Source organism: Maritimimonas sp. 2210JD6-3, assembly GCF_056591795.1.
Genome location: NZ_JBWQOJ010000018.1, coordinates 1 through 12,445, shown reverse-complemented (window position 1 = coordinate 12,445; position 12,445 = coordinate 1). Strand labels below are relative to the sequence as shown.

General features: G+C 33.1%; 10 protein-coding genes. All 10 read right to left on the bottom strand.

The window, feature by feature from the left end; genetic code table 11:
• Window positions 1-15 precede the first annotated feature (15 nt).
• Entirely contained in the window at window positions 16-1,446 is a 1,431-nt protein-coding gene (gene asnS, locus AC1EUY_RS09140; RefSeq protein WP_480195221.1) for an asparagine--tRNA ligase, read from the bottom strand.
• Window positions 1,447-1,532: 86 nt separating this feature from the next.
• Window positions 1,533-2,393, bottom strand: a complete 861-nt coding sequence (rfbA, locus tag AC1EUY_RS09135) for a glucose-1-phosphate thymidylyltransferase RfbA (protein WP_480195220.1) — start codon at window positions 2,391-2,393, stop codon at window positions 1,533-1,535.
• Window positions 2,390-4,792 carry an efflux RND transporter permease subunit gene (locus AC1EUY_RS09130; protein ID WP_480195219.1) on the bottom strand — a complete coding sequence of 801 codons (2,403 nt, stop codon included), beginning with the start codon at window positions 4,790-4,792 and terminating at the stop codon, window positions 2,390-2,392. The genes rfbA and AC1EUY_RS09130 overlap by 4 nt, the downstream gene beginning before the upstream one ends.
• 51 nt (window positions 4,793-4,843) lie before the next feature.
• The gene (locus tag AC1EUY_RS09125) at window positions 4,844-7,354 is read right to left on the bottom strand and encodes a DUF5686 and carboxypeptidase-like regulatory domain-containing protein (RefSeq protein WP_480195218.1); all 2,511 of its coding nucleotides are present in this window, start codon (window positions 7,352-7,354) and stop codon (window positions 4,844-4,846) included.
• 98 nt (window positions 7,355-7,452) lie between these two features.
• The gene (gene frr / locus AC1EUY_RS09120; RefSeq protein WP_480195217.1) at window positions 7,453-8,007 is read right to left on the bottom strand and encodes a ribosome recycling factor; all 555 of its coding nucleotides are present in this window, start codon (window positions 8,005-8,007) and stop codon (window positions 7,453-7,455) included.
• 74 nt (window positions 8,008-8,081) lie between these two features.
• Window positions 8,082-8,789 (bottom strand): UMP kinase, encoded by a 708-nt coding sequence (gene pyrH / locus AC1EUY_RS09115; protein WP_480195216.1) that lies wholly within the window; start codon window positions 8,787-8,789, stop codon window positions 8,082-8,084.
• A gap of 121 nt (window positions 8,790-8,910) precedes the next feature.
• On the bottom strand, window positions 8,911-9,738 hold the full coding sequence (gene tsf, locus AC1EUY_RS09110) for a translation elongation factor Ts (protein ID WP_480195215.1): 828 nt from the start codon (window positions 9,736-9,738) through the stop codon (window positions 8,911-8,913).
• 89 nt (window positions 9,739-9,827) lie between these two features.
• Window positions 9,828-10,616: a 30S ribosomal protein S2 gene (gene rpsB / locus AC1EUY_RS09105; protein WP_480195214.1), complete on the bottom strand. Its 789-nt coding sequence runs from the start codon at window positions 10,614-10,616 to the stop codon at window positions 9,828-9,830.
• Window positions 10,617-10,733: 117 nt separating this feature from the next.
• Window positions 10,734-11,120 (bottom strand): 30S ribosomal protein S9, encoded by a 387-nt coding sequence (gene rpsI / locus AC1EUY_RS09100; protein WP_480195213.1) that lies wholly within the window; start codon window positions 11,118-11,120, stop codon window positions 10,734-10,736.
• Entirely contained in the window at window positions 11,120-11,575 is a 456-nt protein-coding gene (gene rplM / locus AC1EUY_RS09095; protein WP_480195212.1) for a 50S ribosomal protein L13, read from the bottom strand. The genes rpsI and rplM overlap by 1 nt, the downstream gene beginning before the upstream one ends.
• Window positions 11,576-12,445 lie beyond the last annotated feature (870 nt).

Here is a 12,445-nt window from a genome sequence, read left to right as displayed (position 1 = left end):
AAAAAAGAATTTTTATTAAAATTCGGCATTCTGTGGTGTTCTAGGAAACGGAATTACATCGCGTATATTATTCATACCCGTTGTAAATTGTACTAAACGTTCAAAACCCAGGCCAAAACCAGAATGAACTGCGGTGCCAAACTTACGCAAATCGAGATACCACCATAATTCTTTTTCATCGATATCCATCGCTCTCACTTTATCTAAAAGTACATTATAACGTTCTTCACGTTGTGAACCCCCAACAATTTCGCCAATTCCAGGAAAGAGTACATCCATAGCGCGAACGGTTTTACCATCCTCGTTAAGTCTCATGTAGAAAGCTTTAATACTTGCGGGATAATCAAATAAAATCACGGGACATTTAAAATGTTTTTCTACCAAGTACCGCTCATGCTCACTTTGTAGATCTGCTCCCCATTCATTAATTATAAACTGGAATTTTTTCTTTTTATTTGGTTTAGAGTTTCTCAATATCTCAATGGCTTCAGTATAAGTTATACGTTTAAAGTCATTATTTACCACGAAATGAAGCTTTTCTATGAGACTCATGTCACTTCGTTCGGCTTGAGGTTTTGTTTTTTCTTCTTGCAGTAGTCTATTGTCTAGAAATTTAAGATCATCCTCACAATTATCTAATACGTATTGAATAACTTTTTTAATAAAATCTTCGGCAAGGTCCATATTGTCGTTAAGATCATAAAAAGCCATTTCTGGTTCTATCATCCAGAATTCTGCTAAATGCCGTGTTGTATTAGAATTCTCAGCTCTAAAGGTAGGTCCGAAAGTATAAACCTTGCCCAGCCCCATAGCATAAGTTTCTGCTTCTAACTGACCAGAAACTGTTAAGTTGGTTTCCTTTCCGAAGAAATCTTCTTTATAATCAATTTGACCATGCTCATCTTTTTGAGGGTTAAGTGGGTCTAAAGTGCTTACTCTAAACATTTCACCAGCTCCTTCAGCGTCTGATCCAGTAATTATGGGTGCATGAAAATTATAAAAACCATTTTCAGTAAAATATTTATGCACTGCAAAAGACAGTGCTGCACGAATGCGCATAACAGCACTAAAGGTATTGGTTCTGATTCTCAAATGTGCGTTTTCACGTAAAAATTCAAAGCTGTGTTTTTTGGGCTGTATAGGATATTCTTCAGGATTTGAGTCACCTAAAATTTCAATGCTGGCAACTTGTATTTCTACAGACTGTCCTTTACCTTGACTTTCTACTAACGTACCCGTTACAGCAATTGCTGCACCTGTTGTAATGCGTTTCAACAATTCTTCTGGTGTTTTTTCAAAATCTACAACACATTGAATGTTATGAATGGTCGATCCATCATTTACAGCGATGAAACGATTTGCTCTAAAGGTGCGAACCCAACCTTTTAAGTGAACTTCTTGTGAAAATTTATCTGATCGTAATAATTCAGCAACAGTCATTTGCATTTCTCAAAAATTTATGAAAAGCAAAGATACTAATTGATTAGCTTAAGAAAAATAAAGAGGTATGATTTTTGATAGTGAAATAATAATTAATCTACTAGACTCTTTAAGTATTGACCGTAGCCACTTTTTAAAAGTGGTTGAGCTATTTCTTCAAGTTGCTTACTATTAATATATCCTTTTTGATATGCTATTTGTTCAATACATCCTATTTTTAGCCCTTGACGTTCTTCAATTACTTGAACAAACTGCTGCGCTTGCATTAATGATTGAAATGTCCCTGTATCTAACCAAGCAGTACCTTTATCTAAAATAGTGACATTTAAGTTACCATTCTTAAGATAGGTTTTATTTACATCTGTTATTTCGTATTCTCCTCGTGTTGAAGGTTCTAAGTTTTTAGCAATCGCTATTACCTCATTGTCATAAAAATAGATGCCAGGAACTGCATAATTCGACTTAGGATGCTTAGGTTTTTCTTCGATAGAAATTGCTTTTTTATTTTTATCAAAAGCAACCACTCCATATCGATTTGGGTTGTTTACATGATAGGCAAATACTGTACCTCCTACGTTTTTAGTTGCTTGTTGTAATGTTTGTTCTAAGCCAGTTCCATAAAAAATATTATCGCCTAATATTAACGCAACATTATCATTACCAATAAAAGGTTCACCAATAACGAATGCTTGCGCTAAACCGTTGGGTGTTTCTTGAACGGCATATTCAAAATTACAGCCAATGCGCTTTCCATCACCCAAAAGTCGTTTAAATAAAGGTAGATCATGTGGCGTAGAAATAATTAAAATATCTCGTATGCCTGCTAATAACAGCGTAGAAAGCGGATAATAGATCATTGGTTTGTCATAAATAGGCATTAACTGCTTACTTACAGCCAATGTTAACGGATGTAAACGCGTTCCACTACCTCCGGCTAAAATGATTCCTTTCATGAATTGTCTTCTATTTGCTCAACTATATCTTCTTCGAGTTCTTCTTTGGGCAATATTTTCATAGCTGGTTCTTTAAATACTTTTTTATTAGCAATACTTTGTTCAAGTGATAGTAATAATGAGGGTAAGAGTAATAAGTTAGATACCATAGCAAATAATAAGGTTACTGAAACCAGACCTCCTAATGCAATAGTGCCTCCAAAACTTGAAACGACAAATATTAAAAAGCCAAAAAATAATACAATCGATGTATAAAACATACTTACTCCTGTTTCGCGTAAGGCGGCATATACAGATTTCCTAACTTTCCAATTGTTAGCTTGTAACTCTTGTCTATATTTTGCTAAAAAATGAATCGTATCATCTACTGAGATACCAAATGCTATACTAAAAACAAGTATTGTTGACGGTTTTATAGGTACGCCCAAAAAACCCATAAGACCTGCGGTGACCAATAAAGGCAACATATTGGGTAGAATAGATATCAAGATCATTTCTAATGATCTGAACATCCAAGCCATAAATAAGGCAATTAATAAAATGGCTAACGATAGTGAAACTACTAGATTTCTGATCAAATAGTTTGTTCCTTTTAAGAATACTAGCGCTTTACCTGTCATTTTTACTTCGTAACGCTCGGCTGGGAACTCCTTATCAATACGAGCTTGTAGTCGTTCTTCTATACGCTCCATTTTTTCGGTACCAATATCTTTCATAAAAGTGGTCATCCTAGCATATTGACCTGTAGAATCAACAAAATTATTAAGCAAATCAGAATTGGCATCAGAGTTCTTAGTAAATTCTAAAATAAAGGCACGCTCTTGCCCGTTAGGTAATTGATAATATTTTGGGTTTCCATTATAATAAGCTTGTTTCGAATATTTCACAATATTTAAGACTGAAACTGTAGGTGACAGGTCAGGAATTTCATCGATAATATCGTTCAGCCTATCCATCCGCTTAAGCGTTGTCAATTTCATGACTCCTTTTTTGCGCTTCGTATTGATCAAAATTTCTAGCGGCATAATACCCCCAAATTCTTTTTCGAAGAAAACAATATCTTTAAAGAAAGGTTCTCCTTTTGGCATATCTTCAATAAGACTGCCAGAAACGCGAATCATATATACACCAATAATACTTACAATGATGATTACTACAGTACTTAAATAGATAGCAATACGTTTATGACGGACCATATTTTCCATCCAGTTTACAATACCTTCCATCCACCTCTTCTCAAGATGTCTTAAGTGCTTGCTTTTGGGTTTCGCCAAGAAACTGTAAATAATAGGAATGATAAGTAAAGACAACATAAATATGGTTAGAATATTTATGGAAGCGATAATACCAAATTCGTTTAGTAATTGACTTTTAGTAAAAATAAAAGTAGCAAAACCAGAAGCGGTAGTAACATTGGTCATTAAGGTAGCATTACCGATTTTAGAGATTACACGCTGCAGCGATTTTGCTTGATTACCGTGACTCTTTACTTCGTTTTGATATTTATTAATTAAAAAAATACAATTAGGAACACCAATTACAATGGTAAGCGGAGGTATTAACGCCATTAAAACCGATATTTCATATCTGAACAAACCGATAAATCCTAAGGCCCAAATAACACCAATACTTACCACCAACATGGTGATGAATGTCGCGGTAAAGGATCTGAAGAAAAAGAAGAAAATTATAGAAGTAATTAGTAAAGCCAAACCGACAAAAAGACCAATCTCATCAATAATATTCTGAGCATTCATAGTTCTGATATACGGCATACCCGAAATACGTACATCGACATCATTGTCTTTTTCAAATTTTTCTATAAGAGGATTGAGATGATCAAAAATAAATTCTTTACGTTCAATTTTATTAACGATTTCTTTTTTGAGATAAATGACAGTTTGTATGGTTCCTGTTTTCTTATTAAATAAAAAGTTGTCAAAAAACGGAAGGTTTTTAAAAAGCTCATTTTTAATTTTTTGAACCTGTTCGTCTGTATTTGGTTCACTTTTATATAAGGGCTCAACCGTAAACTTTTTATTAACAGTATCTTTTTTGAGCTTATGTATATCGCCAATAGATACACTAAAATCAACTTCATTTTCAAACGAATCTATTTTTTTCGATAGGGCGTTCCAATTATTGAATTTCTCTTTTGTAAAAATGGTAGAATCTTGAACACCAAGAATGATAATATTGCCCTCTTCTCCAAAAATATCTAAGAACTTATCGTATTCTTTATTTACTGGATGATCTGATGGCAGTAAGTTTGCTTCAGTATGTGAAAATTTTATATGTTGTATCTGTGAGTAGAGAAGATAGGTAATGACACCTAAGATAATAAGTATAGGAATTCTCCCTTTTAAAATTATTCGAGAAACAACTGCCCAAAAGCCCATTTAAGTGTCTTACGTTAAGAAGAACAAAGGTAGGAAAATACTTTTGTTAAATTAAAAGCCGATACTCAAAACATAGGTTAGTTTTACTGCTAAATTATCTGAAAACCTTTCGTTGCTATAGGGTCCATATCTATAAAAAGAACTAATACCAAACCCTTTAAACAAATGATTTAATACAAATCCTGATTCTAAGTAACCTTTCTCCATACTTTTAAAGCTTACACCTTGATGAAATTCAGGGTTGTCAATAGCACCAATAGCAAATCTTGATATAAGACTTAATCGTGGTCTAAATTTCTTACTAACCTTAAATCGCTCTAAATTATGACGTGCTTGTAGCATCACATATCTATCTGAAATAAACTCATTAAACGTCATCGTTTCGAAAGCATTTGTGCCAGAAAAATTAATACGCTTTCTCCATGGGTTTTTAAGTGAGTAATTAGGAGTAGCGTTGTATAAATGCGTTAACGGAGCATCACCAAAAACCAAACCACCCTGAGCTAGAAAAGAGGTTGAACTATTTTTCAAGGCTTTTATTCTATGTTCAATTTTAAAGTTGAATTGCGTAAAATCGAAATCACTATCAAAAAGTCCATCAATACTTTTGCTAATCTGTGCATTTACCTTAGGCCAGCTATTCTTCACCGTTAATTTGCCAATAGGAGAGTTCATGTATTTGCTAAAAGGTGTCCATTTTAAGGCTAAAGTAACTGATGAAAGTTCGTAATCATCAAGTGTTTTGCTATCACTAACAAATTGATAATCAAATTTCGTGTTATAATTACCATGACCAAATCTTAGTTTTGATTCTAGGTTTGGAAAAATATCATGATCAAGACCAACTTGATAGGTTCTATAACCATAAAACTGACTAATATTTAGATTTCTTGGATTGATAAGTGAAAAGGAAGTATCCTCAAAAAGAAAATCAATTTTTGCAGCTTCTTGTAGATCATCTGTGTACGATATGTTGAACCATGTATTGTTTTTTTTATCAAGACGTAATGCGCCACCTACATGATATTTTACCTTTTCGTCTTTAAAACCATACGCTGTATAACCAGAAAACCGGAGTGTGTTTGAAAACTTATTATTGGTAACACCACCAAAACCAAGACGAAAACCTTCATAGTTATTAAAGTTGATAAGCTGACTTAAATCGAAATCAAAATATTTTGTTGGAAAATAACCTTTTAAAATTTTTCTACCAGCATTTAGTTTCTGTTCTATTTTATCTTCTTGAGCTGCACTATCAATCACTCTATACGCTTCTAATCCTCTTTTTGAGATGGAATCAGTTCTATAGTTATTCCAAAAATCTTCATCTCTATTAGCTGCATTGTCATCTATTTCTATGGTTGATGCAGAATTAAGAACTTTTACAGGTTCGTTTATTTTTATATCAGAAATGTTGGTTGTTGATATAAGATATGCCACATCGCTGGGATCTTTTTTATTTGTCCTTATAATCGAATCATTTTTTTGCCCTGTTGAAAATTTTACGACACCTCCAAAAAGATTTACATTTTGTTTCGTTTTTCCTTTACGGATAGTTATCTGTGTTTTATTAGGGAACCAAATATTGAATTCGGGTTTATAGCTAAAATTTTGGATAGCCTTTACATTAATTTGCCCTTTAAGTTCGGCAATGCCTTTTTCTAAAGCATAACTTTTAGCATTGATATATAAGACTCCTTGTAAACCAGCATAATCTTGCTCTTTCTTATATTTATAGTAAATCATATAAGAATTGCCTTGTGGGCTATTTAGAGTGTCTAAAATCTTATAAGAGTAATTTTTTAGTGCATTTTTGGCTAACGGATTTACATAGTTATTACCCATTAAGCGATAGACTTCGTCATAAAAAGTAAAATTTTCAATATTTAATGCTAAAACCTCATAGATGGGAACTTTAAAACCAGCCATTCTGGAGGCTAGAATCGTTTCTTTTTTGTTTTTTCCTCTTTTAAAACTGTGTTCTGCTATTTTCTCTGTGATATACAGATGATGTTTATCAATTTGCTTTTTAAATTCATAATTTGAAGAATCTATTCGTTTAAAAACCTTTTTATTATTTCGAATTACGAATACTGAATCTATAGTTCCTTTAATAGAGTCAGGCTCTGCTGTGACTAGCAGTTTATTGTAAGCGAGGTATTTGAAAGAGTTGAGGGCAGACTCAATATTGTTCTGCTTTCTATTCTTTATAGCATTTCGTATGATTTTTAATGCTGGATTTTCAGTTGAAGTGATCACCACTTCATCCAAACTTTCTCGATTAGGCTCTAACGGTATTGTAATATACTTATCTGAGTTATGAATTTCAATTTTTTTAGTCTTATATCCAATATAAGAAACTGTAATATAGGTAACAGTATTGTTAGTCTTAATTGCAAATTTACCATCGGCATCAGAAATTTCACCTTGACCTGTATCGGTCAGTATAGTAGCGAAGGGTAGTGGGGTGTTTGTTTTACTATCTTTTATAACTCCTGAAAAAGAACTTTGCGCCAACAATACAATTGGTGATAGTAATAGAATAAAAAAAAGTTGTTTCATAAATTAGTTCTCAATTTCAAAGAAAACATTGTTGAAATTAAAAAGCAACCTCATGGGTTGCTTTTAACATAAGTTTATCAAGTTGAGGTGATATAGTATTAAACTGTCATTATTTCCTTTTCTTTCACACTCAATAATTCATCTATGATTTTAATATATTTATTTGTTAACTCTTGAACATCATCTTCTGCATTTGATTTCATATCTTCAGAGACCTCTAATTTTTTAATGTCATTATTAGCATCTTTTCTGGCGTTTCGAACGCTTACCTTATCATTTTCTGCTTCTGCTTTTGCTTGTTTCACTAATTCGCGACGACGCTCTTCTGTTAAAGGAGGTACATTAATAATAATACTTTCACCATTATTCATAGGGTTAAAGCCAAGATTGGCAATCATAATACCACGTTCTATTTCTTGTAACATATTTTTTTCCCAAGGTTGTACAGAAATGGTTTGTGCGTCTGGTGTGTTAATATTTGCCACTTGACCTAAAGGTGTTTGCGACCCATAATAATCTACCTTCACATTTTTGAGCATTGCAGGTGAAGCTTTGCCAGCTCTAATAGTTATAAACTCTTTTTTTAAATGCTCTACGGCATTATCCATTTGTTCTTTAGCTGCATCTAAAATAAATTCTACTTCTTCGTTCATGTTAACAATATTTGATCTGATTGGTTTTTATCAAAAAGTAAGCCATAAATAGTTACTATAAGAGTAATCACATATTAAATATTTACTTTGGTACCTATACTTTCGCCAGAAAGTACTTTTATAAGATTACCTTTAGTATTCATATCAAAAACTATAATGGGTAATTCATTTTCTTGACTTAAGGTAAATGCAGTGGTATCCATTACTTTCAACCCTTTTTTCAATACTTCATCAAAAGAAATATTATTGAATTTTACAGCATCACTATTTTTTTCAGGATCTGAAGTATAAATGCCATCTACACGTGTTCCTTTTAAAATTACATCAGCGCCTATTTCAATAGCTCTCAATACGGCGGCTGAATCGGTTGTGAAGTATGGATTACCCGTACCTCCTCCAAAAATAACCACACGTCCTTTTTCTAAATGCCGCATGGCTTTGCGACGTATAAAGGGTTCGGCCACTTCATTTATTTTTATGGCAGATTGCAATCGTGTCTGAATATCACAATCTTCTAAAGCGCTTTGTAAAGCAAGCCCGTTAATAACGGTTGCCAACATACCCATGTGATCTCCTTGTACTCTATCCATGCCGTTACTGGCACCAGCGAGACCTCTAAAAATATTACCTCCACCAATAACAATAGCTACCTCTACACCTTTTTCTACAACTTCTTTAATTTCGTGTGCATATTCGGCAAGCCGTTTAGGGTCAATACCATATTGTCTTTCGCCCATCAAGGCTTCGCCACTTAATTTTAAAAGTACTCTTTTGTATTGCATGTATTTAGTTATAAAAAGATTCCTGCGTATGCAGGAAAAAGGTTAGACAAATATACAAATATTAAGAACAAAAAAACCTCGCCATTAGGCGAGGTTTTTTATATCTAATTAGAAACTAAAATTAAGCGCCTAAAGCAACTCTTTTAAAGTTATTTACTTTTGCATCGTTACCTAAAGATTGTACATACTGAGCAACAGTTTGTTTATTATCTTTAATAAAGGTTTGATTTACTAAAGTGTTATCTTTAAAGAAACGATTTAATTTACCTTTAGCAATATTGTCTAGCATAGCTTCTGGCTTGCCTTCTTGACGTAATTGATCTTTAGCAATCTCGATTTCTTTTTCGATTATAGCTTGATCTACGCCATTTTCATCTAAAGCAATAGGATTCATTGCAGCAGCTTGCATGGCAACATCTTTAGCAACTACAGCTGCACCATCGATATCGGTAGATAAACCTACTAATGTTGCAATTTTGTTACCTGCATGAATATAAGAACCTACAAAAGGGGCTTCAATTTTTTCAAATGCATTGATATCTATTTTTTCACCAATAACTCCCGTTTGCTCGATTAATTTATCAGCTACACTCATACCGTTAAAATTGGCAGCTAAAAACTCATCTTTAGAAGCATAGTTTAATGCTAATTCTGCTAATTCGTGTGCTAAACTTACAAAGTTTTCGTTTTTACCAACAAAGTCAGTTTCACAACCTAATACGATAGATACCCCTACAGTATTATCTGCATTCACTTTAGCGATAGCAGCACCTTCGGTTGACTCACGATCAGCTCTTTTAGCAGCTACTTTTTGCCCCTTCTTACGTAAAATCTCGATTGCTGTATCGAAATCTCCTTCTGCTTCTACTAATGCCTTTTTACAGTCCATCATACCAGCACCAGTAGCTTTTCTTAATTTATTTACTTCAGCAGCGGTTACTTTAACCATTTCGTTTTAAATGTTTATGCGTTTAGTCGTTTAGTTGTGTATAGATTACTTCAATACACGATTAAACAAAGAAACAATTTAACAATAATTTATTTTTCTTCCTCTTGTACTTGCACTTCAGCTACTACTTTAGTTTTTACCTCTTCAGTACCATCTGTTTTTGCTTCTACTTTTGCTTTTTCTTTACCAGCTTTTCTTTCTGCTAAACCTTCGGCTACTGCTTCGGTAACATATGCTAATATTTTATCAATTGATTTGGAAGCGTCGTCATTTGCTGGAATAGGAAAATCTACGGGTCGAGGATCAGAATTAGTATCAACCATTGCAAAAATTGGAATATTCAATTTTTGAGCTTCGGCAACAGCAATATGCTCACGTCTTGTGTCGATTACAAAAATAGCACCTGGTAAACGTGTCATATCAACTATAGAACCCAAGTTCTTGTCAAGTTTAGCTCTCTGACGATCTATTTGAAGTTTTTCTCTTTTAGATAAAGCGTTGAAAGAACCATCAACTTTCATTCTATCGATTTGTGCCATCTTTTTCACAGCCTTACGAATCGTTACGAAATTTGTTAACATACCTCCTGGCCATCTTTCTGTAATGTAAGGCATGTTTACATTCTTAGCTTTTTCAGCAACAATATCTTTAGCTTGTTTTTTAGTAGCTACAAATAAGATTCTTCTACCTGATGCCGCAATTTTATGAAGCGCTTTAGAAGCTTCTTCGATTTTTGCAGCTGTCTTATACAGGTCTAAAATGTGAACACCATTACGCTCAGTATAGATATACGGAGCCATGTTTGGATTCCATTTTCTTGTTAGGTGACCAAAATGTACACCTGCGTCTAATAATTCTTTAATTTCAATGTTTGCCATCTTTGTTTTTAGTTTACGTTCCGTTTTATTAGCAATACCTAAGTAGCCACTTAGTGAGTCTTACGTATTTGGGTGCTAAACTTCTACGATAACAGATTTATAATTAATAATATATGATTAACGTTTAGAGAACTGGTATTTCTTACGTGCTTTTTTCTGACCGAATTTCTTACGTTCAACCATTCTCGGATCACGCGTTAGTAAACCTTCTGGCTTCAATACCGCTTTATGTTCTTCGTTTATTTCAACAAGGGCTCTGGTAATTGCCAAACGAATTGCTTCTGCTTGACCAGTTACACCACCTCCAAAAACGTTAACTTTAATATCGAATGCTTTTTCGTTACCAGTTAACATTAAAGGCTGTGTTACTTTATATTGTAAAGTACCTGTTGTAAAATAATTTTTTAATTCTCTGTTGTTGATAGTGATGTTTCCTTTTCCGTCAGAAACGTAAGCACGAGCAACGGCTGTTTTTCTTCTACCTATTTTGTGTACAGTTTCCATTATCTAAGATCGTTTAGGTTAATAGCTTTTGGTTTTTGAGCTTCATGTTTGTGCTCACCACCTACATTTACATGTAGGTTTCTAAATAAAGCGCTACCTAATTTGTTTTTAGGTAACATACCTTTTACTGCTTTTTCAATCAATCTTGCAGGATCTTTCTCGAACATTTCTGATGCAGTAAGTGATCTTTGACCACCTGGATACCCAGTGTGACGGATATATGATTTATCGGTCCATTTGTTTCCAGTTAAATTAATTTTCTCAGCGTTAATGATAACAACGTTATCACCACAATCTACGTGAGGCGTGAAATTTGGTTTGTACTTACCTCTAATGAGCATGGCTACTTTAGAAGCTAAACGACCCAATGTCTGCCCGTCCGCATCAACCAAAACCCACTCTTTGTTTACAGTAGCTTTGTTTGCCGATGCTGTTTTGTAACTTAATGTGTTCATAATTACACGATTAGTTTTTGTCTATTAATAAATATAACTTTTCCTTAAAAAAGGAGTGCAAATGTACAAACATTTATTCATATAGCAAACAGTATGTTAACTATATTTTATGCTTCATTTTTTCGTCTCTAATACTTTTAAATGAACATAGTTTTAAGAAAAGAAATTAAACATTAATATTTTTAGATGTAAGAGATGGTATATCGCTAAGTCTTTATTTACAAAACTAAATAATTCAATACACCCAAGATGAAAAATAGTGTCCTCGTTTTGTTTTTAATATCGAAGTTACAAGAAGAACAAAAAACAAGAAGTACTTCCCTAAAGAATTTATACAACTCAATATGTAGGTTCTGAAAAAGACCTTATTATAGATAGTATTTTAGACAATGCTTAGGATGGATGAGCGATTATATAGAAAATCAGCCCGATAAAAATACAACTCTAAGTGAACAAGCACTATATAAAACAGTTTACGATAAGAAAAACCTGTATATAAGTGTTCGAATTTTGATAAAGAGTCAAATAATGTTGTTAGACGATTATCGCGAAGAGATGGCTTTGCAGGAGATTGGGTTGAATTTAATATTGATAGTTATCATGATTTAAGAACAGCATTTTTATTTGCTCTTAATTAATGATAAATTTATCAAACAAAAGTTATAAATAATTTATTACTGACCTCTAATACTTTTTATTTGATTATTCGTAAAGAGTCATAAAAGGTGTTCGTCAATCTGAACTTGTTTCAGGTTCCCATTGTAAATACTTGATTTATTAAATGATGAGATTCCGAAATAAATTCGCAATGACGCTTTAAAAATATGTTTATGACATAAAACGGACATACAATTTTTTATTTAGAAAATA